Below are 26,292 nucleotides of genomic sequence, written 5' to 3' on the forward strand. Positions count from 1 at the left end.
ATCAGCACTGTGAATCAGGCTGCGTTTTTTGTCGGCAAGCTTTGATGATTCTGATGCCGGAAGGGCTTGCCGACAGCCGGCGTGTTGGTAAGAATCACCGGCATGACGATTTTCGCCTCCAGCATAAGAAGATCGTGAATAAAACCGACCTTGAGCAAATGATTTAATACAGGGATGTCGTGAGCCATGAGTACACCCCCCATGATCAGCCCGGAGTTGCTTGAACGCGTGGTCAATGCGTCCAGCGACGGCATCGTGGTCGCCGAAAAGGAAGGCAACGAGAACATCCTGATCTATGTCAACCAGGGCTTCGAGCGACTGACGGGCTACAGTGCCGAGGATATCCTCTATCGCGACTGCCGTTTCCTGCAGAACGGTGACAACCAGCAACCGGGGCTGGATCGCATCCGCGACTCCCTGAACGAGGGCCTGCCCTGCCGGGAGGTCATCCGCAACTATCGCAGCGATGGTTCCATGTTCTGGAACGAGCTGTCGATCACGCCGGTTCATGACGAGCAGGATCAGCTGCTCTACTTCGTCGGGGTGCAGAAGGATGTAACCTCGCTGGTGGAGGCGCAGCAGGAGCTCGAACGCCTGCGCGCCCGGATGGAAACCGCCTCCTGACAGCACCGCCGTCACCGGCGCACGACACCCCCGTGCCCGAAATCTCAGGACCTCATCGCGACCACGGCCATATCTGCCACTACCGGGGTTTTGCAGGAGCGACTTCAGTCGCGATGGGGCGACCACGGCCATACCTGCCACTACCGGGGTTTTGTAGGAGCGACTTCAGTCGCGATGCGGCAACCACGGCCATATCTGCCACCATCGGGGTTTTGTAGGAGCGACTTCAGTCGCGATGCGGCGACCACGGCCATATCTGCCACTATCGGGGTTTTTGTAGGAGCGACTTCAGTCGCGATGGGGTTGGGTTGCCGGGGTGTGACCACATTTTCGCGGCTGAAGCCGCTCCTACAGAGGCGTTGGCTGATAATCTGCCCAGGCTGGGAAAGCCGCGACGGGGTTGCAGGAACGTTGGCTGACAGGCCACCCCCGCCGGAAGAGCTGCAATGGTGTTGCAGGCGCGACTTCAGTCGCGATTCACCACCCCCGGCCGCCGTCGCCCGGTCACTCACAATTGCGCCGGAGGTTATTGCCAGCGGCGCGGGTTAACGCTATATAGCCTCCTTATACGGCATGCGTTGTCATCTGGAGGAGTGGGTTGATGAGTGGCGAACTGAATACCGGCGACGACTTCGAAGCCATCAACGACGAGCAGTACTCTCCACCGCGCCCCCGCAAGGGCGAGCTCTGCGCCCGGCGGCGCATCGAGGCGCTGCTGGAGGAGCGCCAGCTGCGCCAGGCCCTGGCAGACAGCTGGGGAAGCGACGAGGAGGAGTAGCCGGCGACTGGCCGCCCCTCCCCCACGGCGGGCGCCACCCGGCGTGCGCTGCTCATTCGCGCGCCGGTGGCCCGATCCGGCTGGCCCCATTTCCGTGAGGGGCTTATCATCGGGACATATTCACCTCTCGACACAACAGAGCCGAATCTCCATGGCGCAATACGTTTACACCATGAATCGGGTGGGCAAGACCGTTCCGCCCAAACGCGAAATCCTCAAGGATATCTCGCTCTCCTTCTTTCCCGGCGCCAAGATCGGCGTGCTGGGGCTGAACGGCGCGGGCAAGTCGTCCCTGCTGCGCATCATGGCGGGCGTCGATCAGGAGTACAGCGGCGAAGCGCGGCCGATGCCGAACCTCAACATCGGCTATCTCCCCCAGGAGCCCGAGCTCGACGATGACAAGACGGTTCGCGAAACCGTCGAGGAGTCCGTGGCCGAGATCAAGCAGGCCCAGCAGCGGCTGGAAGAGGTCTATACCGCCTACGCCGAGCCGGATGCCGACTTCGACGCGCTGGCCGCCGAGCAGGGCCGGCTCGAAAACATCATCGAGGCCAGCGATGCCCACAACCTCGAGCGCAAGCTGGAAGTGGCCGCCGAGGCGCTGCGGCTGCCGCAGTGGGAGGCCCGGGTCGGCAACCTCTCCGGCGGTGAACGCCGCCGCGTGGCGCTCTGCCGCCTGCTGCTCTCCAATCCGGACATGCTGCTGCTCGACGAGCCCACCAACCATCTCGACGCCGAATCGGTCGCCTGGCTGGAGCGCTTCCTGACCGAGTACCAGGGCACCGTGGTTGCCGTCACCCACGATCGCTACTTCCTCGACAACGCCGCCGGCTGGATTCTCGAACTCGACCGCGGCCAGGGCATTCCCTTCGAGGGCAACTACTCCAACTGGCTGGAAGCCAAGGAGAAGCGCCTCGAACAGGAAGCCAAGCAGGAGGCCTCGCGCAAGAAGGCGATCAAGCAGGAGCTGGAGTGGGTCAAGCAGAACCCCAAGGGTCGCCAGGCGAAGAACAAGGCGCGCCTCGATCGCTTCGAGGAGATGCAGTCCACCGAGTTCCAGAAGCGCAACGAGACCAACGAGATCTACATTCCGCCGGGGCCGCGCCTGGGCGACAAGGTCATCGAATTCCACGATGTCACCAAGAGCCAGGACGGCCGGGTGCTGCTGGAGGATCTCTCGTTCCAGATCCCGCCGGGCGCGATCGTGGGCATCGTCGGCGGCAACGGCGCCGGCAAGACCACCACCTTCCGCATGATCACCGGCAAGGAGCAGCCCGACAACGGCCATATCGCGATCGGCGAGACCGTGCAGGTCGCGCACGTCGAGCAGCTGCGTGACGAGCTCGACAACGATCAGACGGTCTGGCAGGCGGTCTCCGACGGTCAGGACATGCTCAACATCAATGGCTACGAGGTATCCTCACGCGCCTATGTCGGCCGCTTCAACTTCAAGGGCACCGATCAGCAGAAGCGCCTGAGCGAACTCTCCGGGGGCGAGCGGGGCCGCCTGCAGCTGGCCCAGACCCTCAAGCAGGGCGCCAACGTGCTGCTGCTCGACGAGCCCTCCAACGACCTGGACATCGAGACGCTGCGCGCGCTCGAGGAAGCGCTGCTGGCCTTCCCCGGCTGCGCCCTGGTGATCAGCCACGACCGCTGGTTCCTCGACCGGGTGGCGACTCACATCCTCGCCTTCGAGGGCGACTCCCACGTCGAGTTTTTCGAGGGCAACTACACCGATTACGAAGCGGACTACCACAAGCGCGTCGGCAACGACACGCCCCAGCGCATGAAGTACAAGCGCATCGACGCCTGACGATCCGCCTCGAAGCCGGGCTTCGGGCCTCCGCCGATTCCGTCGGCGGAGGCCTTTTGCTACCCCTCCCTCACCCGACCCGGAATGCCCCATCCCCATGTCCCAATGGTTGAGCTATCCCGTTGATCTGGCTCGGCGCTTCTTTCACAGCATTGCCTACTACCCGTTGTAGGAGCGACTTCAGTCGCGATGGGGTTCGCCGTGATGTGCAAGCCGAGACCACGTCTGCAGCTGCCCGGCAGCAGATATCAATAAAACCCGCTCTCCCCTTCCGGGCGGGTCTTGAAGCGCCGATGCAGCCAGAGATACTGCTCGGGATGGCGACGGATGGCTGCCTCGATGAAGGCGTTGACCTGGGCGGCATCGGCCACGTCATCGCCGCTGGGGAAGTTCTCCAGCGCCGGCAGATACTCCAGCGTGTAGGTGTAATCATCGGGGTTGCGATGAAACACCAGCGGCATCACCGGCGCCCCGGTCATCCGGGCAATGCGAGCGGTCAGGGTGATCGAGGCGGCGTCGATGCCGAAGAACGGGGCAAAGACGCTCGATTCGCGCCCGAAATCCTGGTCCGGCGAATACCACACCGCATGGCCGCTGCGGATGCGGCGCACCACCCCGCGCAGATCGTGACGATCGATCGCCGCGCCGAAGATGCGTCGCCGGGCATGGGTCATGAAACGCTCGAACAGCGGATTGTCATGCGGGCGATAGACCACGTCGGCATCGAAGAAGAGCGAGTGCAGCGCCCCGCCCAGATCGAGCGTCGAGAAGTGGATGCCGATGATCAGCACCCCCTTGCCCTGCGCGCGCGCCGCGGCCATGTGCTCGGTGCCCAGAAAGGTGACGCGGTGGCGCATGTGCTCGGGATCGCGACACCAGCCGGTAGCGGTCTCGAAGATGCCGATGCCGTTGGAGTGAAAGGTCCGCCGCACCAGCCGCTGCTGCTCGCGTTCGCTCAGTTCAGGGAAGCACAGGCGCAGGTTGGTTTCGGTGATGTGCCGGCGACGGCGGGCAAACCGCCACGCCAGTTCGCCGATCAGGCGCCCCAGCCAGAGCCGCAGCCGCCAGGGCAGCCAGGCGCCGAGGCGCATCAGGGCGATCATGGCCCACATGGGCCAGTAGCGCGGATGGGCAAAGCTTGCGGGATAGGGCTTGCGTTTACGGGCCATGAAGGCGTAATGACTCGGGTCGCTTGAAGCAGCCGCCATTGTAGGCACCCCGGGCGGCGACGTCACGTCAGGACGACGAGCGTAACCACGGGCGCCGGGGCACCCGGGCCGTGACCCCGGTCAGCAGGGTGTAGCTGATGGTATCGCAGCAGGCCGCGACCTCATTGACCGGCAGCACCGTACCGTCGGGCGCGCGCCCCCACAGGGTGACCCGCGAGCCGACGCCGGCCGCGGGCAGCCCGGTAATATCGACGATCAGCATGTCCATCGACACCCGCCCGGCCAGCGCTGCCCGCTGCCCGTCGACCAGCACCGGGGTGCCATCGACGGCGTGCCGGTCATAGCCATCGCCATAGCCGCAGGCGACCACGCCGAGCCGGGTGCGGCGTTCGGTCACGAAACGGCTGCCATAGCCGACCGGCTCGCCGGCGGCCAGTTCACGCACCGCAATCAGCCGGCTTTCCAGCGTCATGACCGGCTGCAGGGCGCTGCTCAGGTCATTGGCATGGGTCAGCGGATCGGCCCCGTAGAGCATGATGCCGGGGCGCACCCAGTCACCGTGCGCCGTGGGCCGGGAGAGCGTGGCCGGCGAGTTCGCCCAGCAGACCGGCGGCTCGCCCAGCGCCTGACGCAGCCCGGCAACCGCCGTCAGCTGACGATCGAAGAGTGCACACGCCGGCTGATCGGCAGTGGCGAAATGGGTCATCAGTCCGCACTCGCCCACCGCCGGCAGGGCGTTCAGACGCCGCCAGACATCGGGCACCGCCTCCGGGGTGAAGCCCAGCCGGTGCATGCCGCTATCACACTTCAGCCACACTGCGATCGGCGCGCTGACCCGGGCCTCGGCGAGGGCCTCGAGCTGCCACTCGCTGTGCACCACGCAGACCAGCTGCTGCGCAGCGATGAGCTCGAGCTCGCCGGGTTCGAAGAAGCCTTCCAGCAGCACGATGGGCTGCGTGATCCCGCCTTCGCGCAGCGCCAGCGCCTCTTCGATCGCGGCCACCCCGAAGGCCGGGGCCAGGTCGCTCAGGGCCCGGGCGCACTCGAGCGCCCCATGGCCGTAGGCATTCGCCTTGAGCACGGCCAGTGCCCGGCTGCCGGGCGCTGCCCGGCATGCCAGTCGATAGTTGTGGCGAAGCGCCTCGGTATCAATCAGAGCCTGGAGCGGACGCATGGCAATCGATGTCAGGGAGTCTGCGAAGCACCGGGCATCGAGGCCTGCCGCACCCGCGAGGCCTGGTTGCCGCCGCCACTGCCCTGATTCACGCCGGGCAGGCCCGAAAGCGGCTGGTCGTCATCACTGCCGGCACTGTCGAGTGTCCCGTCTCCCCTGCCGGACTGCTGATACTGCGACAGGAAATCGAGACGCACGGCCTTGTTCTCGCGCAGCCAGTCGTTGAGGGTGCTGATCGTGCCGACATCGAGAATGCCAGCGGACTGGCGCAGGCTCAGCAGATCGGTGATGTAGTTGTAGCGGGCATCGGCATAGTCATAGATGGCCGAATAGAGGTTCTGCTGGGCGTCGAGTACGTCGACGATGTTGCGCGTCCCCACTTCATAGCCGCTGCGGGTCGCTTCCAACGAGGCGCGGTTGGACTCGATCGAGCGCTGGCGGGCCTGAACGGTCAGCACGTCGTTGACTACCGAGGCAAAGTAGGAGCGCACGTTCTGCACGGCGCTGCGCAGACTCGATTCGGCCTGATACTGCGACTGCTCCAGCGAGTAGGTGCTCTGGCGCACCTGGGCGCTGGTCGAACCGCCGGAGTAGATGGGCACGTTGGCCTGCAGGCCGATCTGACTCTGGCGATCGTCATCCCCGTCCAGCCGCTCGTTCGAGCTGTCGCCCCACTGATAGTTGGCAAAGGCCGAGAGCGTCGGCAGGTGCCCCGCCCGGGAGGTATCCAGATTGGAGCGTGCCACCTCAATGCCGGCCCGTGCGGCCTTGAGATCCAGATTCCGGGTGGACGCCATGTCGACCCAGGCATCCCGCGAGGAGGGTTCGGGATTGCGGATCGGCAGGTCGTCGGCCAGTCCGTCGATGCTGGCGTACTGCTGACCGGTCAGCTGTTCGAGCCGCTCGAAGTTGACCTGCAGGGTGCTCTCCTGGGCGATGCGCTCGGAGCGGGTCTGATCGTAGGTCGCCTGCGCCTCGTAGACATCGGTCGCGGCCACCGTACCTACATCGAACTGCTGCCGTGCCTGACGCAGCTCGCTGGCCACGGCCCGCTCCTCGGCGCGCAGCGTGTCGAGCTGCTCCTTGGCGCGCAGCACCTCGAAGTAGGCCTCGGCCACGTTGTAGAGCAGCTGCTGACGATCACTGGCCAGCGACAGCGCTTCCTGGGCGGTTTCGCGCTTGGCCGCCTCGAGCTGATACCAGTTGGTGGCATCGAACAGCGCCTGGGTGGCCTCGACCTGAACGCTGCGCGAGCTGTAGTGGTTGTCGCTGCCGCCAGCGCCACCACCACCAATACCGTCGAGCCCGTCGGCGCCGCCCGACTGCTGCGAATCGATGTTGTAGCGGGTGATGCTGCCCGATGCGGTCACCTGTGGCAGCAGGTCACCACGGGCGATCGCCTCCCCTTCCCGGGTACTGCTGTAGCCCGCCCGTGATGCCGCCAGATCCGCATTGTTGACCAGGGCGTCACGCGCGACGGTCATGAGATCCGCCGCTTGCGCCTGACCGGCCACGGAAATGGCGATTACCAGTGGCAGCACTCTGAACTTCGGCATCGGACTTTTCCTGTAACAGGGGACGAGCACAGCCGCCCATGGAGTTCGGTAATTCTGGATGTATCATCGCACGACCTGCCGCCGTGGTGATCTGCTGGCGAAAGCGGCCGCCAGCCGTGGCGGCCCCTTCCGTAACTTACATACATTCCAGCATGTTTAAGTGCGCACATTCTAGCGCGACATGGCGCAAATAATAAGCATCCGGCCGAAAGGCGGCATCCGCATACGCGACAGGCGGCACTGCGCAAGCAGTGCCGCCTGTCGATTCCGGCAGGGCCGGATCGGCTGAACCGATCCGGTCCGATCAGGCCTCGAAGATGGCGTCCAGGGAGAGGCCCTGCTTCTCGAGCATGCGGCGCAGCTTCTTGAGCGCCTCGACCTGGATCTGGCGGACCCGCTCGCGGGTCAGCCCGATCTCTTCACCCACTTCCTCGAGTGTGGCCGCCTCGTGACCGCGCAGCCCGAAGCGGCGAATCACCACCTCCATCTGCTTTTCGGTCAGCTCGGCCAGCCAGCCATCGACATGCGCCCGCACGTCGAAATCGACCAGATTGGACTCGGGGCCGGTCTCGTTCTCGTCGGCGATGGTATCGATCAGCGGCTTGTCGCTCTCGTTGCCGAGCGGATAGTCAACCGACGAGATGCGCTCGTTGAGTCCCATCATCTTCTTCACCGACTCGACCGGCTTGTCGAGATGATCGGCAATCTCTTCGGCGGTGGCCTCGTGATCGAGCTTCTGGGTCAGTTCGCGCGATGCCCGCAGGTAGACATTGAGCTCCTTGACCACGTGAATCGGCAGGCGAATGGTACGGGTCTGATTCATCAGCGCCCGCTCGATCGTCTGGCGAATCCACCAGGTGGCATAGGTCGAAAAACGGAAGCCGCGCTCGGGATCGAACTTCTCCACCGCCCGGATCAGACCGAGATTGCCCTCCTCGATCAGGTCCAGCAGCGACAGCCCGCGATTGAGATAGCGTCGGGCAATCTTCACCACCAGGCGCAGGTTGGACTCGATCATGCGCTGGCGGCCGGCCGGATCCCCCTGGCGGGCCAGACGCCCGTAATGGACCTCTTCCTCGGGGGTCAGCAGCGGTGAAAAGCCGATTTCATTGAGATAGATCTGGGTGGCATCAAGACTCTGATGATACTGACGCTCTTCACGGTTCAGCGCCTTTTCAAAGGCCTCTTCACTTTCGACGGCCTCCTTGTCGTCATTGAGCTCGAGTTCAGACTCGTTGTTTTCTTCAAGATCGACGTCCTGCAAATCCTGTTCCACTACGCTCATGTCGATATCCCCTTATCGTCTGAAGCGTCAAACCGGCAGGAATCCGATACCGGCCGCATCGTCCCCGTGGACCGTCGCAACAGTGGGCACGACGGCCTGACACGGCATCAGCGGTTCGGCAGGAATGTCATCGGATCCTTCGGCTGGCCATCCTGGCGTATCTCGAAGTGCAGCTCGGTACGATCGGCATCACTGGAGCCCATGGTGGCAATCACATCCCCGGCGCTGACCACGTCGTTTTCCTCGACCCTGAGGGTCTGATTGTGTGCGTAGGCACTCAGGAACTGATCGTTGTGCTTGAGGATGATGAGCTTGCCGTAGCCGTGGACACCGCTTCCGGCGTAGACCACGATACCTGGACCGGCTGTCATGACAGGTTGCCCCTTTTGCCCGGCAATATCAATGCCCGGGGTCAGATCGGTCTTGTCCTTGAAGGTACCTACCACCTGGCCATCGGTCGGCCACTGCCAGTCGATGTTCTTCGCCGGCGTATAGGTCTGCTGGCTGCCGGAATCACTGCTCGACTTGCCGGCCACGGCCGTGCCACCGGTGTCGTCACCACCGCCTTGATCGCCACCGTCGGCAGTGTCCGAGCCGGCACCGCCGGACTGCGCAGCGCTGCTGCCCTGCCCGCTGCCGGCACGCTCGCCATCGCCTGCGCGATCATCGCTCGTCTGACCCTGCCCGGCCGAAGCGGATCCGCTGTCGGTGCGCTGCTGGCCGCCGGATGCTGCTACCGTACCGGCCACGCCGGCATCAACCGTGGTGCCGCCACCACCGCTACTGCTACCGCTGGTCCGGTTGTTGCGCATCGCCTCCTCGTCGGGGGCCAGCCAGCTGTCGTCACCACTTGAGGCACCACCGGTGCCACCACTGTCGCTGCCGTCCAGCGCGATGGCCCGCGTGCCCGTGCTGTCGCCACTGCCACTGCTGCCGGGCGAGCTGTCCTGGGGCACGCTGGCGCCGCTGTTGAGCCGCAGGGTCTGCCCCGGCGTCAGATTGTAGGGCGGCTGGATATCGTTGAGTCGGGCCAGCTGGTGATAATCGACCCCGGTGCGCCAGGCGATCGAATAGATGGTATCGCCACGCTGTACCCGGTAGAGCCCGTGGGCAATGGAGGACTGATTGAAGGACGCCTCCTGCACCTCGGGCGCGCCATTCATCGACTGGCACCCGGCGAGCGCCAGTACCAGTGCAGCGGCCCCCGCCAGACCCCGGTGGCGCATCACCGCCCCCGTGGCGCGTGCGAACGTGTTGCCCATGTCACTCATTCTTCCCCGACTCCTTCGACAGCATTCCGTTTCCACCGGCCGGCGACTGCTGCGATGTCGAACGTTCGCCCACCAGCAGGATGACCATCACACCGACCACCATCAGTCCCGCAGCGCCCAGCAGATGCGCGGGCTCACCGGTGATGGCAGTGAACTCGTTCGGCCACAGCAGCTGATGATGCAGGGGCACGATATCGCCATTGTCACCCATCCGATAGCGGGTCAGCTGCTGCCACGGCCACAGGGTCGGCAGCGAGCCGATGATGAACCCGATCAGCAGGTTGAGAGTCGGGTCGTGGTGATGACGAAACAGCCAGGACAGTACCCGCGAAAAGGTGAACAGTCCCACCAGACAGCCGGCAGCGAACAACCCCAGGGTGCCGAGTTCAAATCCCTTTATGGCGCCCATTACCGTGCCATACAACCCCATGCTCAACAGCAGGAAGCTGCCGGAAACCCCCGGCAGCAGCATCGCACTGATGGCGATCGCGCCGCCGAAGAAGAGCATCGCCGTGCTCTGGCTGGCCGGCAGCAGGCTGGGCAGGGTCCAGGCCAGCAACCCGCCCAGCAGCAGCGGCAGCAGATGCGCCGGCCGCCAGTGCCCGAGGCGCCGGAAGACCACCACGGCGGACGCCAGCACCAGGCCGAAGAAGAAGGCATTGAGCAGCAGCGGATAGCGGTCCATCAGCCAGGTCACCAGATGCGCCACGCTCAGCACACTGGTACCGATGCCCAGCACCAGCGGAATCAGGAACATCAGGTTGAGGTGGGCAAGCAGCGCGCGAAAGCCGTCACGCCGCCACACGCCGATGGCTTCCGGACCGAAGCTGCGCACGCTATGAATCAGTTCCTCATAGATACCGGTCACAAAGGCAATGGTCCCCCCGGAGACCCCGGGCACCGCATCGGCGGCCCCCATGCCCATGCCCTTGAAAAACAGTGACAGCGACCTTTTCAATCGGAAACTCCTTGTCTGAGGGGGACAAAACGCACGGGCTCCAGACGCTGACGCTGCCACTCATCGCCCTGCCGGACCAGTCGGGTGAGCCACTGCACGCCGTGCTCGTCTTCAAGCGGAGCGATAATGATACCGCCTTCGCGTATCTGACCACCCAGCACCTCACCGGGTTCACGGGTGCCGGCAGTAATGATGGCAGCATCAAAGGGCGCCGCTTCGGGCCAGCCTGCAGCCCCATCGCCGTGACGCAGCTGTACACGGGTATAGCCGAGTTCGGTCAGCACCCCGGCGGCACGCTCGTGCAGTGCCCGGATGCGTTCGATGGAATGGACCTCCTCGACCAGCTCGGCAAGGATGGCCGCCTGATACCCCGAGCCGGTGCCGACTTCCAGCACCCGGCGGGGGCCGGCCGCGAGCACGCACTCGGTCATGTGCGCCACGATCACCGGCTGTGAAATGGTCTGCTCATGCCCGATCGCCATCGCGGCATTCTGCCATGCACGCGCCTGATCCTCCTCGGCCACGAAGCGATCACGCGGCACCCGGGCCATGGCTTCCAGTACGCGCTCGTCGGTAATGCCCGACGCGCGCAGCTCCTCGATCAGTCTGTGGGCAGTATGACCATCCATCTTCACTCACCTCCCTGTTCGCTCGTGCCGGTTTCAGGCGTGATCGGTCAGCGCATCCAGCCAGGCCTGCACATCCTCCAGCGCCGAGTGCCGGGTGAGGTCGGTGTGCAGCGGCGTGATCGAGACATACCCCGCCTCGATGGCGGCGAAATCGGTGTCATTGCCGTCGTCGGTACTCGCCCCGGCCGGGGCGATCCAGTAGCGCGTGCGACCGCGCGGGTCCTCGATCGGCAGCGGCTGCCGGCCCGGACCGCGATGCCCCTGACGGGTGACCCGGAAACCGCGCAGTTCCTGCCACGGCACATCGGGCACATTGACATTGAGCAGACTGCGCGGCGGCAGGGCCAGCCGCTCCACGGCGCCCACCAGTGATGCCGCCACCCGGCCCGCGGTGTCAAAGTGGTGATGGCCACACAGCGAGACGGCTATCGCCGACAGGCCCAGCGAACGCCCTTCCATGGCAGCCGCCACCGTGCCGGAATAGAGCACGTCATCGCCCAGGTTGCCGCCATGATTGATGCCGGATACCACCAGATCGACGGTCTCCTCGAAGATCCCGCTGACTCCCAGGTAGACACAGTCCGCGGGAGTACCATCGACGCTGTAGAACCCGCTCTCCAGCGGCGTCAGGGCCAGCGGGCGGGTCAGGGTCAGCGAATTGCTGGCACCGCTGCGGTCCCGATCGGGGGCGATCACCCGCACCTTCGCGTGGGGCTCGAGCGCCTCGTAAAGGGCGCGCAGGCCCGGAGCATGAACGCCATCATCGTTGGACAGCAGCAGTTTGCGCATCACCTTGCCTCCCTCATCCGCGATCTGCACCGACGGGCTTGTTCCCCGGTGCTCAGAGTTGCTCATGGGCTATCAGCTCACGCAGCACCGCCGTGGCAAAACCGCCGCGGGCCAGCGTGAACTCCAGTATCATACCGTCGCTTCCGGCGGCCATGCTGGCCGCTTCCGGCATCAGCCGCAGCGGCCGGCGTGCCGGTGTGGCGCCGGCCTGCTCGATGCCGTCGCGCAGCTGCGGGTGATGATCGACCACCTGACGCTCGAACTCGGCGGCATCTGCCTGCACCGGCGTACTGCCCCGGCCCCACAGCGGCCCGGTGGGATGAATATCGCCGCTGGCCAGCCGTTCGCCCAGCCCGGCATCGGGCTCGTCGGCCGTGAACCGGCTGGCGCTGCCGGCCAGGTTGAAGACATCGCCCGCCAGCGGCGTCAGCCAGCACTCGCGGCTGATACGCTCGGCCAGAACGGCATTGAACAGGTAGCTGCGGGCACTGGACAGCAGCAGGCCCTCGCGATCGTCGCGGCGGCGCCAGCCCCGGGCGAACAGTCGCAGGGCGCGCGTCACGTTGTCACCGCCAACGCCGAAGCGCTGAGGGCCGAAGTAGTTCGGCACGCCGTGGGCCAGCAGGCGCTGCCAGCGCGCTGCCAGATCCGACTCGCTCGCCTCGACATCGCGCAGCACCAGCCGGAAGCGGTTGGCGCGATGCACGCCGCGCTTGAGCTTGCGGGGGTGGCGGGCATGCTCGAGCAGCTGCACCCTGCTCGCCCCGTCCTTCAGCGCCAGCAGGGCCGCCAGCCGCGCCGGCGTGGCCGCGCCCGGCAGCCACACCGACAGCCACTGACGGCTGACCGCCCCGTGATCCTTGAGGCCGCTGACGCCGATATCGCGCGGTCTGACCTCCAGCTGCCGTGCCACGTGCCGGACCAGCACCGGCGTGCTCATGGCACGCTTTTCCAGCCACAGCCAGAGATGTTCTCCCTCGCCTTCCGGCACGAAGGGCATGACCTCCTCGACCCGGAAATCCTCGGGCACGCTGCGAAAGCGCGCCGCTCCGGGCGGCGGACCGTGCCAGCGCGGCCAGTCCGGCAGGAGCTCAGCCGCCATGGGCCGGCCCCTGTCCGGTCAGCAGGATCACCGCTTCAGCAGCAATGCCTTCGCCACGGCCGGTAAAGCCCAGCCGCTCGCTGGTAGTGGCCTTGACGCTGACCTGGCCGAGCGTCACGGCCAGGTCCTCGGCGATGCACGCCCGCATGGTGTCGACATGGCGCGCCATCTTCGGCGCCTGGGCGATCAGGGTGGCATCGACATTGCCGACGACGTAGCCCGCCTCGTGAATCAGCGTCATCACATGACGCAGCAGGTCACGGCTGTCGGCGCCGGCCCACTCTTCGCTGCTGTCGGGGAAGTGGCGGCCGATATCGCCCAGCGCACAAGCCCCCAGCAGCGCATCGCTGATGGCATGCAGCAGCACATCGCCATCACTGTGGGCCACGAAGCCCTGTTCGAACGGAATGTGCACGCCCCCGATGGTCAGATGATCGCCGGGTCCGAAACGGTGGACATCGAATCCGTGGCCGATGCGCAGCGACGGGGTCGTGGCCTGCTGGTTCATGAAGCGTCTCGCTGTGACTCGAGGATCATGGCGGCAAAGCGCAGATCCTCGGGATGAGTGATCTTGATGTTGTCGCTGCGCCCGGCCACCAGCAGCGGCGACAGCCCCAGCGCCTCGACCGCGGAAGCCTCGTCGGTAACGGCCACCCCGTAGCTGCAGGCATGCTCGAGCGCCCGGCGCAGCACGCCGAAACGGAATCCCTGGGGGGTCATGGCGCGCCACAGTCCCTCTCGGGAGGGGGTCGCCGCCACCCGCTGGGTATCATCCTGGCGCTTGAGCGTATCGGTGACCGGCGTGGCCAGCAGCCCGCCCACCCGATCGCGCCGCAGCGCCGCCAGCAGCCGTGCCAGATCGGCGGCAGTCACACAGGGGCGCGCCACGTCGTGCACCAGCACCCAGTCCTCGTCGTCGGCCTGACCGTCGAGGGCGTGCAGCGCCGCCCGTACCGACTGCCAGCGCGCCTCGCCGCCGCTTACCCGCTGCCAGCGGGCAAAGGGGACGGCCGTCTCGTCGAACCAGTCGTCATCGGCATCGAGGCACAGCATAAGCGTCGCCTCGGGCCAGGCGCTGTGCAGCCTCGCCAGTGTCTGGCCCATCACGGTCCGCGCGCCCAGCGGCAGATACTGCTTGGGCCGGTCGGAGCCCATCCGCGTACCACGGCCGGCAGCCGGCACGATCAGCCAGGGGGACTCGTCACCTCTCATTGCGGCGCCTCCGGAGTCGCGTTCACGGTAGTACCGGGCACCCAGATGAACTGCTCATCCTGGCGCACCATGCCGAGATCGTTGCGGGCGCGCTCCTCGATGGCATCGAGGCCGTTCTTGAGATCGACCACCTCGGCGGCCAGCCGGTCGTTGCGCTCCTCGAGCTCGTGATTGTCGGCTTCCAGCAGATCGGCACGAGCCTCGACCCGCTCAAGCTCCAGCAGCCCGCCATCGCCCAGCCAGAGGTGGTATTGCAACAGCGCCAGCAGCGCCACCAGCGCCAGCGAAATCCATTTGAACATCGGGTCAGCCGTAAGCAGGCGCCCGCTGCGGGCGCTCATTGTATCGGTTCATTCGGAGCGCGATTATGCCATCATCAGCGCACTTGCACAGGGGCAGGCGCACGCGCTCAATCGGGACGGGCAGGCGCCTGCCAGCGCTCGAAGCTGCCCACGTGCAGGGCGTAACGTACGGCGCCGGGCGGCAGCTCACGGCAACGATCGTCGAAGTAGTGCTTGAGGGTGCGCTCGATGGTGGGAAAGGCCAGCGCCTCCCAGGGGATCTCCGCCTCCTCGAACAGCCGCACCTCGTGACTCTCCGGCCCCGGCGAGAAGTCTCCTGCCAGCCGGCCGAGAAAGATCATGTAGACCTGGTGGATATGCGGCAGATCGATCAGGGTATAAAGCGACAGCTCGGCCAGCTCGGCACAGGCCTCTTCGAGGGTTTCGCGGCGGGCGGCCTGCTCGGTGGTTTCGCCGTTCTCCATGAACCCGGCCGGCAGCGTCCAGTAGCCCTGGCGGGGGGCAATGGCGCGCCGGCACAGCAGCACCCGATCATCGACCAGCGGCAGGGTACCGGCCACGATGCGCGGATTCTGGTAGTGAATGGTACCGCAGCGCTCGCAGAGATAGCGCAGGCGATCATCGCCGGCGGGAATGGTCAGTCGGACCGGGGCGCCGCAGTGGCTGCAGAAGTTCATGGCACTCCAGGATGGGTTGGAGCCTGATACGCCGTACACGCATCGCACGGGCGCAAGCGGTCGTCGGACAAGAGAGTGGCTCATGTTAGAGAAAGCGCGAACCCGGCTGCAAGCCTGGACACCCCGCACCTTCGATGGCGAGCGCGCCCACGCGGCGGTGCTGCTGCCACTGATCGATGCCGCCTCGCCGCGGCTGCTGCTGACCCGGCGCGCGGCTCATCTCAGCCAGCATGCCGGCCAGGTGGCCTTCCCCGGCGGCAAGCGCGATGCCGGCGATCCCGACCCCGAGAGCTGCGCCCTGCGCGAGGCCGAGGAGGAGATCGGCCTGCCCCGCGAGCGGGTCGAGCTGATCGGCCGGCTCAGCGACCGTCGCTCGCGGCACGGGCTGATCGTGACCCCGGTGGTGGGCATCATTGCCGACGGCCTCGACTTCCGCCCCAGTCCCGCCGAGATCGCCGCCCTTTTCGAGATACCGCTGGCCACGCTGCTGACAGACCCCCGCCGGCACACGGATGTCATCGATGATGCCCGCGGCCGGCTGTTTGTGCCCAGCTACACCTTTGGCGAACATGTACTGTGGGGGCTGTCGGCCATGATGGTGGTCGAGCTGCTGGCCGTGGCCGAGGAGTTCTTCGACCCGGCGCTAATCGCTGCACTCGGCGACGAGCTCGACGAACTTGAACAGCATGGCGCGCTGACCCGCGCCGGGATCGGCCGTGGCCACGCGCATCAGCACCGCCCCGATATCCGGGGGGACTCGATCCGCTGGCTGACGCCCGATCACCCCGCCCAGCGCCACTACCTGATGACCCTGGCGAGCGTGCGTGATGCCATCAACCGGGCACTGTTTCTGGGCCTGTTCGAGTTCGAGGCCCACTTTGCCCGCTACCCGGTCGGCGCCTTCTATCAGCGTCACGTCGACAGCTTTCGCGGCCGCGCCAACCGCATCATCTCCAGCGTCACCTATCTCAACCGCGACTGGCCCGACGATGGTGGCGGCGAGATGGTGAGCTACGCCCCCGGAGACGAGACGCGGGAACTGGGCCGAGTGGCGCCCCGCGCCGGCACCTTCGTCTGTTTCCTCGCCGAGGAGATGCCCCACGAGGTGCTGCCGGCGCGGCTGCCGCGTGCCAGCATTGCCGGCTGGTTTCGTCGCAACAGCTCGCTGGGCAGTATCATCGACCCGGCCCGCTAGCGCCGGACCATGGTCGGGTTGTGGTGCCGCCGCCGGCCGGTCAGGCTTTCAGACCGAAGCGGCACTGCGCTCCGCTCACGCGTTACCCATGCACCTGCCACATGGAGCCCTCATGGTCATCTGCACCCCCTTTACCGCCACTACCGAAGACAGCTGGCTGAACCGCCCCGCCCATCGCCGCTGGCTGATCGCTCAGGGTGAATCGCTGATCGCCTTCGGCAAGGCGTCGCGCCGCCCCGAAGGCGGCTTCGCCACCCTCGATGAACGCGGCCACCCCATTCCCGCCCAGCGCCCGCAGACCCTGATTGCCGCCCGCATGACCCACACCTTTGCGCTGGCCGCCCTGCAGGGCATTCCCGGCGCCGGGGCGCTGGTCGATCACGGCATCAGCGCACTGACCGGCCTGTTTCACGACGACCGCCATGGCGGCTGGTTCGCCGAGCTGCCCGATGATGATGATGACCCCGGCATCGACACCACCAAGCAGGCCTACCTGCACGCCTTCGTGGCACTGGCAGCCGCTTCCGCTACCGCCGCCGGACGCCCCGGCGCCCGGGCGCTGCTCGATCGCGCCGTGGCTACCCTCGAGCAGCACTTCTGGTCGCCGGAGGAAGGCCGGATGCGCGAAAGCTTCTCGCGCGACTGGCAGCAGGGTGAGGCCTATCGTGGCGCCAACAGCAACATGCACTCGGTGGAGGCCTTTCTGGCCCTGGCGGATGTCCTCGAGGCGCCGGTCTGGCGCGAGCGCGCCCTGTCGATCGCCGCACACCTGATCCACGATCACGCCATGGCCGCCGGCTACCTGGTGGTCGAGCACTTCGATCAGCACTGGCAGGAGTGGCGCGACTACAACCGCGACCAGCCGGGCGATCAGTTCCGCCCCTACGGCCTGACCCCGGGACACGCGCTGGAGTGGTCACGGCTGTTGCTCAATCTCGAGGCCGGTCTCTTGCGCCACGGCGAGCACGCCCCCGCCTGGCTGCTCGAGGACGCCATCGGCCTGTTCGATGCCGCAGTCGCCACCGGCTGGGCCGCCGATGGCGCGCCCGGCTTCGTCTACACCGTGGACTGGGAAAACCGGCCGGTGGTGCAGGCCCGCATGCACTGGGTGATCGGCGAGGGTGTGGCGGCGGCCGCGGCGCTGCTGGCGCGCACCGGCCGGGCGCGCTTCGAACACTGCTATCGCCAGTGGTGGGACTACATCGATCTCTACATGGTCGACCGCGAGCACGGCAGCTGGCATCACGAGCTCGATGAGCACAACCGGCCGGCCGCCAGCGTGTGGTCGGGCAAGCCGGACATCTATCACGCCTACCAGGCCACGCTCTTTCCGCGGCTGCCGCTGGCCCCCACGGCCGCCGCGCTGCTGGCCGAACGGCCCGATCTGGCCGGCTGAGGCCCGGCTCAGGCAGTGCCTTCGGAGTGCCGGGCGGCGGGATTGCCGCTGTCGTCCGGCGTCTCCTCTTCCGCCCGGGCACGGGCCTCCTCGGCACCGGTCACCAGCGCTTCGGTCACCTCCAGCTCGGCACCCACCACCGACTGCATCGGCGCAGCCGCAAAGGGCGCGACCGGTTGCGGCGCCGGGCGCACGCCGCGCCGCCAGGCAAAGAACAGCGCCAGCGCCAGCGCCGCTAGTGCGAAGCCGTAGAACAGCCCGTCCTCGCCCAGCGCATTCATCACCGAGGTCAGTACCGGCGCGCTGAGCGTGCAGCCCACGGCATTGATCAGCAACAGCCCCTGGCTCATGCTGACCAGCGCCCCGGCCGGCGCGCGGTCGGCCGCATGACCGACCGCGACCGGATAGAAGGAGAAGGCGCCGCCGCCGAACAAAAACAGCACACCGGCCAGCAGCCAGAACTGCCCCACCACCAGGGTCAGGGCCAGCGCCAGCACCACCAGCACACCCCCCAGCGCAATCAGCACGATCTGCCGGTCGTGGCGATCGGACCAGCGCCCGATGGGATACTGCAGGGCCATGCCGCCGACGATCATGATCGCCATCAGCTGACCGATCTGTTCGACCATGTAGTTCTGCTGCTGCAGATAGAGCGGCAGCAGCGAATAGAGGGCAGCCACGATGACGCCGGAGCCGAACGCGCCGGTCACGCCGGTTGGCGTGATGCGCACCAGCTTCAGCGGCGACAGCGGTACCGCCTGCTCGAGCAGCGGACTGACCCGCGGAATGATTGCCAGCGGCAGGATCGACAGCGTCGCCAGCATGCCGATCAGCACATAGGGGGTGCTCACCGGGGCACTCTGGAACACGCCGAGCAGCAGCTGCCCCAGAGCCAGCGCGCCATACAGCGCAATCATGTAGAAGGCCAGCATCCGGCCGCGCATGCTGCGATCACCGCTGGTCAAAAGCCAGCTCTCGATCACCAGATAGACGCCCACCGTCGCCCAGCCCCCCAGCAGGCGCAGCGCAAACCAGCTCCAGGGCTCAAGCCACAGCGACTGGGCCAGCGCCGAGACGGCCACCAGCGAGGCGAAACAGGCGTAGGCGCGAATATGGCCGATGCGCAGCAGCAGCCGGTCATTGAACAGCGCCCCGAGCGCCAGGCCGATGTAGTACGCCGCCGACACCCAGCCGATGGTATTGACCGAAGCGCCCGCCATGTTCAGGCGCAGCGTAACCAGGGTGGAGAGAAAGCCGTTGCCCAGGGCCAGAATGAACAGACCCGAAAGAGGCGCCAGTACCAGCGCCAGCAGCTGCCGTGCCATGATGACCTCGCAGTGAAGAATGCCGCGGCAGGCGCCGCCGCCACCTCATTCAGGACTGACGAGGCGGCGGCAATATACGCCTGCCCTTTCGTAAAAGCATCCGTTTTTTCCGGCCGCCCGGCGGCAGGTGCCCGGCCGAATGGCCTGCCGGCGTCAGCCGCCGATTATATCGGGCACCGCAGCGGTGAACAGCCACGGAGTAGCCCTCCCCCCATGGCAGCCGGGCATGGCTTCGGTATACTCGGGCGCTGCCCGATCAACCGTGATGGATTCATGACCCTGACCGAACGACTCCAGACCCGCACCATCGCCACCCTGTGGCGGCTCTGCGGCAGCTGCTCGACCCGCACCCTGTGGCGTCTTGCCGGGGTACTCGCACCGCTTTATACCCTGCTCGCCAGGCGCGAGCGGCGCGTGACCCGGGTCAATCTCAGGCGCGCCTATCCCGAACTGGCCGATGCCGACAATCGTCACCTGAGCCGGCAGAGCCTGCGTCACAGTGTGGCCATGATCCTCGAGCTGGGCTTTTCCTGGTATGCCGAACCGCCACGCGTGGCCGGGGCCATTCACCGGGTCCACGGCCGCGAACTGCTGGATGAGGCGCGCGCCGAGGGGCGTGGCGTGATCGTGCTGGGACCGCACTTCGGCAACTGGGAGCTTCTGAACTTCTGGCTGGCCGAGCACTTTCCCATCACCGCGATGTACGAGCCCCCCAAGATGAGTGCGCTCGGCCCGCTGATCCGGCAGGGGCGGCAGCGCAATGGCGCTACCCTGGTGCCGACCACCTCGCGCGGGGTGGCCTCCCTGCTGCGTGCCCTGCGCCGTGGCGAAGTGGTCGGTATCCTGCCCGATCAGGTGCCCGACTGGGGCAGCGGCGTGTTTGCCGATTTCTTCGGCCATCCGGCCTACACGGTCACGCTGCTGTCCGGACTGGTGAGTCGCACCCAGGCCAGGGTCGTCACCGGCTTCACCCGCCGGCTGCCGGACGGTTCAGGCTTCGAGCTGCATTTCCTGCCGGTCGACGAACGGGTCTATGATCCCGATGAGGCCACGTCCGCCGCCGGCGTCAATGCCTGCGTGGAAGCGGCCATTGCGCTGGACCCGGCGCAGTACCAGTGGGAGTACAAGCGCTGGCGCAAGACCCCCGGCCAGCAGCACGACGAGCCCGGCTGGCGCGAACGCAAGCTGTACAGCCGGCGTCACCGCTGATCCGCCGGCGCTGTCGGAGCGCGTCTGTCCCGGCATCAGTCCCGGAAATTGTTGAACTGCAGCGGCAGATCGGGCCCCTCTTCGCCCTTGAGCAGCGCAATCGCCTGCTGCAGGTCATCGCGCTTCTTACCGGTCACCCGGACCTTGTCGCCCTGGATGGCGGCCTGCACCTTGAGTTTCGACGCCTTGAGCAGCGCCACGATGCGCTTGCAGTCGCCCTGTTCGAGCCCCTGCTTGAGTGTCACCTGCTGGCGCGCCCGCACGCCGGTCAGCACCGGCTCCTGCACCTCCATGCAGCGGGCATCGATGCCGCGGGCAATCAGCTTCGCGCGCAGCACCTCGAGCATCTGGCGCAGCTGGAAATCGGCGTCGGCTTCCAGCGAGACGCGCTCCTCTTCCAGCTCGAACGTGGCCTTGACGCCGCGAAAGTCGAAGCGGGTCTGGATTTCACGGTTGGCCTGATCGACCGCATTGGTCGCTTCATGCTTGTCGAATTCGGAAACGATATCGAAAGAAGGCATCACGGGTACCGGGTTGTGGCGGACAGGGGGCGATTATAGAGGCTTTCGCGCCGACCGGAATCCTCGATTGGCGGCATCCCCTGACTTGTTCGCGGCGCCCCGTGCCCGCATATTGTTCCCATTACTGGATCATGCATCGGGAGGCCCCATGCCCGAGACCTACGAACAGCAAGGCGCTCATCGCCACGGCAATGTCCCGGATCAGGCGCATCAGCGGATCATGGCGCGCATCGTCTATCTGCTCTACCTGGTCAGCCTGGTGGCCCTGATCACCGGCGTCATCGGCGCCGTCATGGCATGGTGGTATCGCCGCCAGTGCCGCGAACAGTGGCTGGACGATCATTTCCGCTTTCAGATTCGCACCTTCTGGATCGGCGCGCTCTATACGCTGGCCTCGGTGGTGATCAGTCTGATTCCACCCTTCAACCTGCTCGCCGGACTGGCGCTGTTCCTGTGGTTCGCCGTGCGTGCGATTCGCGGCTGGATCAGCCTGGAGCGTCAGCGCGCTCCCGAAGCCATCGACAGCTGGCTGTGGTAGCCACCCGGTATCGCCCGGCCCGCTTCAGGCACGCCCGGCCCGGTCACGGCTATAGTGTCGGGGCATGTCCCGACAGGAGCCCGCCATGACCTCCGACATGACCACCGGCTACAGCCGCGATGATGCCGACCCCACCCTGGCACGGGTGGTCTACATTCTGTATCTCGTCAGCCTGGCGGTCGGCATCACGGCCTTGGCCGGGCTGATCATTGCCTGGTTCTACCGTCGTGACGCCCCGCCCTGGCTTTACGCGCACTACCGTTTCCAGATCCGCACCTTCTGGATCGGCCTGTTGTGGTTCACGCTGGCCACGCTGCTGCTGGTGGTCGGTGTCGGCTTTCTGCTCTACGGGCTGGTCTATGCCTGGATCATCGTGCGCTGCATCCGCGGCTGGCGCGAACTGGAGCGCCGCCGGGCACCGGAACCGCTGCTCAACTGGTGGTGGTAGCCTTGCCTGACACCGACACTCCGCTGCTCGAATGCCGCGGCCTCACCAAGTCCTTTGCCACCCCCCAGGGGGCGCTGACCGTGCTCGACGGCATCGATCTGGTACTCGAGCGCGGCGAAAGCCTGGCGCTGATGGGCGAATCCGGCAGTGGCAAGTCCACCCTGATGCATCTGGTGGCCGGGCTGGACAGCTTCGACCGCGGCAGCCTGCGCCTGGGCGGCGAGGAGCTGGGCGAGCTGTCGGACCGCCCCCTGGCCCGCCTGCGGCGTGAGCGGATCGGCCTGATCTTTCAGCAGTTCCATCTGGTCCCCAGTCTCGACGTGCGCGCCAATCTCACCCTGCAGGCGCGCCTGGCCGGGCGCTTCGACCCCGACTGGTGCGCTCACCTGCTCGACCGGCTGGAACTGGCCGGCCTCGAGCGGCGCTACCCCGAGCAGCTCTCCGGCGGCCAGCAGCAGCGGCTGGCAATCGGCCGCGCGCTGGCGGTACGTCCCGAGCTGGTACTGGCCGACGAGCCCACCGGCAATCTCGACGAGCGCGCCGCCGGGGCGGTGCTCGAGCTGCTGCTGAACCTGATCGACGAACACGGCTGCGCGCTGATGATGATTACCCACAGTCCGGCCGTGGCCGCCCCGCTGAAGCGCCGCTATCGGCTGACCCACGGCCGGCTGGTGGATACCACCACGGACGGGGCATGACGGGACAGCTCACCCTCTGGCGCACCCTGTTCAGCCACTACCGGCGCCATCCTGGCCAGCTCGCCATGGCGCTGCTGGGGATCGTGCTTGCCGGCGCCCTCTACAGCGGTGTCCAGACCATCAACGATCAGGCCCGTGACAGCTTTGCCCGGGCCGAGGCGATGCTGGGCGGTGAACGGGTCGACCGGCTGCAGGCACCCGCCGGCGATCAGCTGCAGCAGGCGGATTTCGTGCAGCTGCGCCGCGCCGGCGTGCCCGTCTCACCGCTGGTGCGGGGGCAGGTCACGCTGGAGAACGGGCAGCAGCTGACCCTGCTGGGGCTGGATCTGCCCACCCTGCCGCCGGCCATGCAGCCCGATGCCGGCGCCGCCGGCGGCTCCGGCACCCTGGGCGGCAGCTTCATGCAGCCGCCCTGGCAGCTGCGGCTGGCGCCGGACAGCGCCCGCGCCCTCGGCCTGCAGAGCGGCGATCGCCCTCGGCTTGGCGATGGTCGCCGCCTGCCGCCGATTACCCTCCAGCCCCGGCTGGCGCCCGACAGCGGCATCACCGACATCGCCGCAGCAGCGGCCCTGCTCGAGCGGGGCCGGCACATCGACGCCCTGCTGCTGCCGCACTCGGCCACCCTGCCGCCCTCGCTCGCCGACCGGTATCGCCGCGTCAGCGCCGACCAGGCTCTCGCCCCGGGCGAGCTCTCGGCCAGCTTCCGTCTCAATCTCACCGCCATGGGCCTGCTCGCGCTGGTGGTCGGGCTGTTCATCGTGCACAGCGCCATGGGGCTGGCGCTCAGCCAGCGGCTGGATAGCCTGGCCGTGCTGCGAGCGCTGGGCGTGTCGCGCCGGGCGCTGGTAACGGGCGTGCTGATCGAGCTGCTGGTGCTGGGCGTGGCGGGGGCGATACTCGGTCTCATCGCCGGGGTCGGGCTGGCCGGCCTGCTGATGCCGGGAGTTTCGCAGACCCTCGCTTCGCTCTACGACGAGCGCGTGGCCGGCGCCGTGATGCTGACGCCCCGCGCCATCGCCAGCGGTCTCGGCATGACCCTGCTGGGCACCCTGACCGCCGGGCTGACCACGCTGCGCCATGCCGCCGGCATCAACGTGCTGGCATCCGCTCACGCGGCCTTTGAAGCGCGCGGCGGCATGCGCCGCCGACTGCGGCTCGCGGCACTCGGCGCCATCGTGCTGCTCGGGGCGGCGCTGCTCTGGTGGCGCCTGGCTTCGGCCAGCGGTGGACTGCTCGAAGGGCACCGGCTGGCCGCCAGCTTCGTGGTGGTGGCCGGGCTGCTGATCGGCAGTGCCCTGGGGCTGCCCGCCCTGCTGGATGGCGCGATCACGCTTTTCACCCGCGCGGGCCGCCGCGCCACCCTGCACTGGCTGCTGGCGGATACCCGTGCCCAGCTGCCGCGCCTGTCGCTGGCGCTGGCCGCCCTGCTGCTGGCGCTATCAGCCAATCTCGGGGTTTCCGGCATGGTGGGCGGCTTCCGGCTGACGTTTCTCGACTGGCTCGATCAGCGCCTCTCCGCGGAGCTCTTTGTCCACGCCCCCGCCGACCGGGTCGAGGCCATGCAGCAGTGGCTTGCAGGGCAGCCGGGGGTCGGCACCGTGCAGCGCCTGCGTCAGCTCGAGGGCCGGGTGGCCGGGCGGCCGGTCGATGTTCGCGCCCTGCCCATCGACTCGCACACCCGCGCCCGCTGGCCGCTGCTGAACGCCACGGCCGACCCCTGGCAGCGTGTTGCCAGGCAGGACAGTGTGCTGATCAACGAGCAGCTGGCGCGCCAGCTGCAGCGCCAGCCCGGTGATTCGCTCGATTTCACCACGCCCGAGGGGCGCTTTAATGCCACCATTGCCGGAATCTATGCCGACTACGGCAACCCGCGGGGCGAACTGACGCTGGCGCGGGCTGCCGCCGAGGGCCGCTGGCCGACATCTGCCGACCGGACATCGCTGCTGCTCTATGACCTGCACGGGGATCGCCAGGCACTGGCCGGGCAGCTGCAACGGCACTTTGCGCTGACCGGGGAGGACATGATCGACCAGCCCGCCCTCAAGCAGCGGGCCCGCCAGGTGTTCGAGCGCACCTTTGCCATCACCCGGGCGCTCAACGCCCTTACCCTGGGCGTGGCGGCCCTCGCCCTGCTGTCGGCTCTGCTGGCACTGGGGCGCTGGCGGCGCGCCCGGCTGGCGCCACTCTGGGCGATGGGGCTGACCCGGCGCTGGCTGGCGCTGGCGAGTGCCGGGCAGATCCTGCTGCTGGTGCTGCTGACCGCACTGCTGGCCCTGCCGCTGGGTGTGCTGCTGAACCAGGCGCTGGTGGCCCTGATCAATGTCGAGGCCTTCGGCTGGCGGCTGCCGCTGCATGTCTTCCCGCTGCAGCTGCTGCAAAGCGTGCTGGTCGCCGGAGTGGTGGCACTGCTGGGCGGTGCCATCACTGCCCTTCAGCTGTGGCGGACTCCGCCACGCCGACTGCTGGAAGAGTTCCGCTCATGACGTTCGACCACGCCCGCGCCCGCCGGCTGCTGCCCCTGCTGCTCTGCCTGCTGCTGGGCGCCTGTAATGGCGGCCGCGAAGAGCACGAGCAGACCGGGCAGGGCTTTGCCGATCTCGGCAGCGCCGCCTCGGGCTACCGGCACGCCAGGCCGGGGCAGACGCTGAGCTTTCCCCGTGATCACGGCCCGCATCCCGGCTATCGCATCGAGTGGTGGTATCTCACCGCCAACCTGCATGACAGCGACGGCCATACCTATGGAGTGCAGTGGACGCTGTTCCGACAGGCGCTGGCACCACCCGGCGAGCATCCGCCAGCCTCCGCTACCGGCGCCTGGCAGAGCGACCAGATGTGGATGGCCAATGCCGCCATCTCCTCGCCCGAGGGGCATTTTGCACTGGAACGCTTCGCCCGCGGCGGCACCGGCCAGGCCGGTGTCACCGCGCAGCCCTTCAGCGCCTGGCTGGACGACTGGCAGCTGAGTGCGACCGGCGAAAACCTTACCCCCATGCAGGTCGAGGCCGGTGGCACGACAAGCTCGGGTCGGACACTGGGCTACCGGCTGCAGCTCGAGGCCAGCGGTCCGCTGGTGCTGCAGGGGGATCAGGGGTTCAGTCGCAAATCACCCGACGGCCAGGGCTCGTACTACTACAGCCAGCCGTTTCTCGAGGCCGAAGGGCAGCTGCGCCTCGATGGCAAGCGGGTGGCAGTCGAGGGCCGCGCCTGGCTCGACCGCGAGTGGAGCAGCCAACTGCTGGGGGGCGATCAGCGCGGCTGGGACTGGTTCTCGCTGCATCTGGACGATGGCAGCCGTCTGATGGCGTTCCGGCTGCGCGGTGCGCGACACTTCATCTCCGGCAGCTGGATTGCCCCCGACGGCACGGTCACCCCGCTCGGTGGTGACCGATTGTCGCTTGAGCCGCTCGCCACCAGCCGTGTGGCGGATCGCGAGCTGCCGCTGAAGTGGCGTATCACCCTGCCCGGGCGATCACTCGAGCTGACCGTCGAGGCCGAGTATGCCGATCAGTGGATGGACACCGCCTTCCCGTACTGGGAAGGTGCGGTCAAGGTCAGCGGTGACCGTGCCGGTGAGGGCTATCTCGAGATGACCGGCTACTGAGCGGGCCTCCCTGCGACAGCGC

The 26,292-nt window shown here is 67.1% G+C and carries 27 protein-coding genes; 11 read left to right on the forward strand and 16 right to left on the reverse strand.

What is annotated here, in order from left to right:
• Nucleotides 1–14 precede the first annotated feature (14 nt).
• Entirely contained in the window at nt 15–188 is a 174-nt protein-coding gene (locus C7446_RS16445; RefSeq protein ID WP_170150022.1) for a hypothetical protein, read from the reverse strand.
• On the opposite strand from C7446_RS16445, the gene C7446_RS07290 reads away from it, so the two are divergent.
• The 3 genes from C7446_RS07290 (at nt 187) to ettA (ending at nt 3,215) form a co-directional block, all read left to right on the forward strand.
• A complete protein-coding gene (locus tag C7446_RS07290; protein ID WP_121172441.1) occupies nt 187–624 on the forward strand; it encodes a PAS domain S-box protein in 438 nt (145 codons plus the stop codon). The genes C7446_RS16445 and C7446_RS07290 overlap by 2 nt on opposite strands.
• A gap of 601 nt (nt 625–1,225) precedes the next feature.
• Entirely contained in the window at nt 1,226–1,402 is a 177-nt protein-coding gene (locus C7446_RS16450; protein WP_170150023.1) for a PA3496 family putative envelope integrity protein, read from the forward strand.
• A gap of 151 nt (nt 1,403–1,553) precedes the next feature.
• The gene (gene ettA / locus C7446_RS07295) at nt 1,554–3,215 is read left to right on the forward strand and encodes an energy-dependent translational throttle protein EttA (RefSeq protein ID WP_121172442.1); all 1,662 of its coding nucleotides are present in this window, start codon (nt 1,554–1,556) and stop codon (nt 3,213–3,215) included.
• Between the two features lie 248 nt (nt 3,216–3,463).
• Here ettA and lpxL read toward each other — a convergent pair whose 3' ends face one another.
• From lpxL to C7446_RS07360, 13 genes are all read right to left on the reverse strand, one after another.
• Nucleotides 3,464–4,384, reverse strand: coding sequence for an LpxL/LpxP family Kdo(2)-lipid IV(A) lauroyl/palmitoleoyl acyltransferase (lpxL, locus tag C7446_RS07300; RefSeq protein WP_121172443.1), 921 nt, complete (start codon nt 4,382–4,384; stop codon nt 3,464–3,466).
• A 67-nt stretch (nt 4,385–4,451) separates the two neighbouring features.
• Nucleotides 4,452–5,558, reverse strand: coding sequence for an alanine racemase (gene alr, locus C7446_RS07305; RefSeq protein WP_121172444.1), 1,107 nt, complete (start codon nt 5,556–5,558; stop codon nt 4,452–4,454).
• 11 nt (nt 5,559–5,569) lie between these two features.
• Nucleotides 5,570–7,114, reverse strand: coding sequence for a TolC family outer membrane protein (locus C7446_RS07310; RefSeq protein ID WP_121172445.1), 1,545 nt, complete (start codon nt 7,112–7,114; stop codon nt 5,570–5,572).
• 304 nt (nt 7,115–7,418) lie between these two features.
• The gene (rpoS, locus tag C7446_RS07315; RefSeq protein ID WP_121172446.1) at nt 7,419–8,399 is read right to left on the reverse strand and encodes an RNA polymerase sigma factor RpoS; all 981 of its coding nucleotides are present in this window, start codon (nt 8,397–8,399) and stop codon (nt 7,419–7,421) included.
• A gap of 107 nt (nt 8,400–8,506) precedes the next feature.
• Nucleotides 8,507–9,670: a peptidoglycan DD-metalloendopeptidase family protein gene (locus C7446_RS07320; protein WP_245977753.1), complete on the reverse strand. Its 1,164-nt coding sequence runs from the start codon at nt 9,668–9,670 to the stop codon at nt 8,507–8,509.
• Nucleotides 9,663–10,628, reverse strand: a complete 966-nt coding sequence (locus tag C7446_RS07325) for a DUF368 domain-containing protein (protein ID WP_121172447.1) — start codon at nt 10,626–10,628, stop codon at nt 9,663–9,665. The genes C7446_RS07320 and C7446_RS07325 overlap by 8 nt, the downstream gene beginning before the upstream one ends.
• A complete protein-coding gene (locus C7446_RS07330; protein WP_121172448.1) occupies nt 10,625–11,257 on the reverse strand; it encodes a protein-L-isoaspartate(D-aspartate) O-methyltransferase in 633 nt (210 codons plus the stop codon). The genes C7446_RS07325 and C7446_RS07330 overlap by 4 nt, the downstream gene beginning before the upstream one ends.
• A 33-nt stretch (nt 11,258–11,290) precedes the next feature.
• Nucleotides 11,291–12,046 (reverse strand): 5'/3'-nucleotidase SurE, encoded by a 756-nt coding sequence (surE, locus tag C7446_RS07335; protein WP_121172449.1) that lies wholly within the window; start codon nt 12,044–12,046, stop codon nt 11,291–11,293.
• A 52-nt stretch (nt 12,047–12,098) separates the two neighbouring features.
• Nucleotides 12,099–13,148: a tRNA pseudouridine(13) synthase TruD gene (gene truD, locus C7446_RS07340; protein WP_121172450.1), complete on the reverse strand. Its 1,050-nt coding sequence runs from the start codon at nt 13,146–13,148 to the stop codon at nt 12,099–12,101.
• On the reverse strand, nt 13,138–13,629 hold the full coding sequence (gene ispF, locus C7446_RS07345; protein WP_121172698.1) for a 2-C-methyl-D-erythritol 2,4-cyclodiphosphate synthase: 492 nt from the start codon (nt 13,627–13,629) through the stop codon (nt 13,138–13,140). The genes truD and ispF overlap by 11 nt, the downstream gene beginning before the upstream one ends.
• Nucleotides 13,630–13,652: 23 nt before the next feature.
• Nucleotides 13,653–14,360: a 2-C-methyl-D-erythritol 4-phosphate cytidylyltransferase gene (gene ispD, locus C7446_RS07350; protein WP_121172451.1), complete on the reverse strand. Its 708-nt coding sequence runs from the start codon at nt 14,358–14,360 to the stop codon at nt 13,653–13,655.
• The gene (gene ftsB / locus C7446_RS07355) at nt 14,357–14,662 is read right to left on the reverse strand and encodes a cell division protein FtsB (RefSeq protein WP_121172699.1); all 306 of its coding nucleotides are present in this window, start codon (nt 14,660–14,662) and stop codon (nt 14,357–14,359) included. The genes ispD and ftsB overlap by 4 nt, the downstream gene beginning before the upstream one ends.
• 107 nt (nt 14,663–14,769) lie before the next feature.
• The gene (locus tag C7446_RS07360) at nt 14,770–15,339 is read right to left on the reverse strand and encodes an NUDIX hydrolase (protein ID WP_121172452.1); all 570 of its coding nucleotides are present in this window, start codon (nt 15,337–15,339) and stop codon (nt 14,770–14,772) included.
• A gap of 82 nt (nt 15,340–15,421) precedes the next feature.
• Between C7446_RS07360 and C7446_RS16905 the strand changes: the two genes are divergently transcribed.
• Both C7446_RS16905 and C7446_RS07370 read left to right on the forward strand, forming a co-directional pair.
• Complete coding sequence (locus tag C7446_RS16905; RefSeq protein WP_121172453.1) at nt 15,422–16,534, forward strand: CoA pyrophosphatase; 1,113 nt, start codon at nt 15,422–15,424, stop codon at nt 16,532–16,534.
• A gap of 112 nt (nt 16,535–16,646) precedes the next feature.
• On the forward strand, nt 16,647–17,930 hold the full coding sequence (locus C7446_RS07370; RefSeq protein ID WP_121172454.1) for a D-mannose isomerase: 1,284 nt from the start codon (nt 16,647–16,649) through the stop codon (nt 17,928–17,930).
• Nucleotides 17,931–17,938: 8 nt separating this feature from the next.
• Here C7446_RS07370 and C7446_RS07375 read toward each other — a convergent pair whose 3' ends face one another.
• Entirely contained in the window at nt 17,939–19,255 is a 1,317-nt protein-coding gene (locus C7446_RS07375) for an MFS transporter (protein ID WP_121172455.1), read from the reverse strand.
• Nucleotides 19,256–19,528: 273 nt separating this feature from the next.
• Here C7446_RS07375 and C7446_RS07380 point away from each other — a divergent pair, with 273 nt between their 5' ends.
• Nucleotides 19,529–20,464, forward strand: a complete 936-nt coding sequence (locus C7446_RS07380; protein ID WP_121172700.1) for a lysophospholipid acyltransferase family protein — start codon at nt 19,529–19,531, stop codon at nt 20,462–20,464.
• A gap of 35 nt (nt 20,465–20,499) precedes the next feature.
• Here C7446_RS07380 and C7446_RS07385 read toward each other — a convergent pair whose 3' ends face one another.
• The gene (locus tag C7446_RS07385) at nt 20,500–20,985 is read right to left on the reverse strand and encodes a YajQ family cyclic di-GMP-binding protein (RefSeq protein WP_121172456.1); all 486 of its coding nucleotides are present in this window, start codon (nt 20,983–20,985) and stop codon (nt 20,500–20,502) included.
• Nucleotides 20,986–21,133: 148 nt separating this feature from the next.
• Between C7446_RS07385 and C7446_RS07390 the strand changes: the two genes are divergently transcribed.
• The 5 genes from C7446_RS07390 to C7446_RS07410 all read left to right on the forward strand — a co-directional run bounded on the left by C7446_RS07390 (nt 21,134) and on the right by C7446_RS07410 (nt 26,270).
• Nucleotides 21,134–21,523, forward strand: a complete 390-nt coding sequence (locus C7446_RS07390; protein ID WP_121172457.1) for a DUF4870 family protein — start codon at nt 21,134–21,136, stop codon at nt 21,521–21,523.
• Between the two features lie 85 nt (nt 21,524–21,608).
• Nucleotides 21,609–21,971: a DUF4870 family protein gene (locus tag C7446_RS07395; protein ID WP_121172458.1), complete on the forward strand. Its 363-nt coding sequence runs from the start codon at nt 21,609–21,611 to the stop codon at nt 21,969–21,971.
• A gap of 2 nt (nt 21,972–21,973) precedes the next feature.
• Complete coding sequence (locus C7446_RS07400) at nt 21,974–22,669, forward strand: ABC transporter ATP-binding protein (protein ID WP_342768355.1); 696 nt, start codon at nt 21,974–21,976, stop codon at nt 22,667–22,669.
• Complete coding sequence (locus C7446_RS07405; protein ID WP_121172459.1) at nt 22,666–25,152, forward strand: FtsX-like permease family protein; 2,487 nt, start codon at nt 22,666–22,668, stop codon at nt 25,150–25,152. The genes C7446_RS07400 and C7446_RS07405 overlap by 4 nt, the downstream gene beginning before the upstream one ends.
• Complete coding sequence (locus C7446_RS07410) at nt 25,149–26,270, forward strand: lipocalin-like domain-containing protein (RefSeq protein WP_121172460.1); 1,122 nt, start codon at nt 25,149–25,151, stop codon at nt 26,268–26,270. The genes C7446_RS07405 and C7446_RS07410 overlap by 4 nt, the downstream gene beginning before the upstream one ends.
• Nucleotides 26,271–26,292 lie beyond the last annotated feature (22 nt).

The organism is Kushneria sinocarnis (assembly GCF_003633775.1).
Taxonomy (GTDB): domain Bacteria; phylum Pseudomonadota; class Gammaproteobacteria; order Pseudomonadales; family Halomonadaceae; genus Kushneria; species Kushneria sinocarnis.

Bases quoted from the DNA above. Each gene is read 5' to 3' on its own strand.
- C7446_RS07290 (WP_121172441.1), top strand. From the start codon at position 187: ATGAGTACACCCCCCATGATCAGCCCGGAGTTGCTTGAACGCGTGGTC.
- C7446_RS16445 (WP_170150022.1), bottom strand. From the start codon at position 188: ATGGCTCACGACATCCCTGTATTAAATCATTTGCTCAAGGTCGGTTTT.
- C7446_RS16450 (WP_170150023.1), top strand. From the start codon at position 1,226: ATGAGTGGCGAACTGAATACCGGCGACGACTTCGAAGCCATCAACGAC.
- ettA (WP_121172442.1), top strand. From the start codon at position 1,554: ATGGCGCAATACGTTTACACCATGAATCGGGTGGGCAAGACCGTTCCG.
- lpxL (WP_121172443.1), bottom strand. From the start codon at position 4,384: ATGGCCCGTAAACGCAAGCCCTATCCCGCAAGCTTTGCCCATCCGCGC.
- alr (WP_121172444.1), bottom strand. From the start codon at position 5,558: ATGCGTCCGCTCCAGGCTCTGATTGATACCGAGGCGCTTCGCCACAAC.
- C7446_RS07310 (WP_121172445.1), bottom strand. From the start codon at position 7,114: ATGCCGAAGTTCAGAGTGCTGCCACTGGTAATCGCCATTTCCGTGGCC.
- rpoS (WP_121172446.1), bottom strand. From the start codon at position 8,399: ATGAGCGTAGTGGAACAGGATTTGCAGGACGTCGATCTTGAAGAAAAC.
- C7446_RS07320 (WP_245977753.1), bottom strand. From the start codon at position 9,670: ATGAGTGACATGGGCAACACGTTCGCACGCGCCACGGGGGCGGTGATG.
- C7446_RS07330 (WP_121172448.1), bottom strand. From the start codon at position 11,257: ATGGATGGTCATACTGCCCACAGACTGATCGAGGAGCTGCGCGCGTCG.
- surE (WP_121172449.1), bottom strand. From the start codon at position 12,046: ATGCGCAAACTGCTGCTGTCCAACGATGATGGCGTTCATGCTCCGGGC.
- truD (WP_121172450.1), bottom strand. From the start codon at position 13,148: ATGGCGGCTGAGCTCCTGCCGGACTGGCCGCGCTGGCACGGTCCGCCG.
- ispD (WP_121172451.1), bottom strand. From the start codon at position 14,360: ATGAGAGGTGACGAGTCCCCCTGGCTGATCGTGCCGGCTGCCGGCCGT.
- ftsB (WP_121172699.1), bottom strand. From the start codon at position 14,662: ATGTTCAAATGGATTTCGCTGGCGCTGGTGGCGCTGCTGGCGCTGTTG.
- C7446_RS07360 (WP_121172452.1), bottom strand. From the start codon at position 15,339: ATGAACTTCTGCAGCCACTGCGGCGCCCCGGTCCGACTGACCATTCCC.
- C7446_RS16905 (WP_121172453.1), top strand. From the start codon at position 15,422: ATGTTAGAGAAAGCGCGAACCCGGCTGCAAGCCTGGACACCCCGCACC.
- C7446_RS07370 (WP_121172454.1), top strand. From the start codon at position 16,647: ATGGTCATCTGCACCCCCTTTACCGCCACTACCGAAGACAGCTGGCTG.
- C7446_RS07375 (WP_121172455.1), bottom strand. From the start codon at position 19,255: ATGGCACGGCAGCTGCTGGCGCTGGTACTGGCGCCTCTTTCGGGTCTG.
- C7446_RS07380 (WP_121172700.1), top strand. From the start codon at position 19,529: ATGACCCTGACCGAACGACTCCAGACCCGCACCATCGCCACCCTGTGG.
- C7446_RS07385 (WP_121172456.1), bottom strand. From the start codon at position 20,985: ATGCCTTCTTTCGATATCGTTTCCGAATTCGACAAGCATGAAGCGACC.
- C7446_RS07390 (WP_121172457.1), top strand. From the start codon at position 21,134: ATGCCCGAGACCTACGAACAGCAAGGCGCTCATCGCCACGGCAATGTC.
- C7446_RS07395 (WP_121172458.1), top strand. From the start codon at position 21,609: ATGACCTCCGACATGACCACCGGCTACAGCCGCGATGATGCCGACCCC.
- C7446_RS07405 (WP_121172459.1), top strand. From the start codon at position 22,666: ATGACGGGACAGCTCACCCTCTGGCGCACCCTGTTCAGCCACTACCGG.
- C7446_RS07410 (WP_121172460.1), top strand. From the start codon at position 25,149: ATGACGTTCGACCACGCCCGCGCCCGCCGGCTGCTGCCCCTGCTGCTC.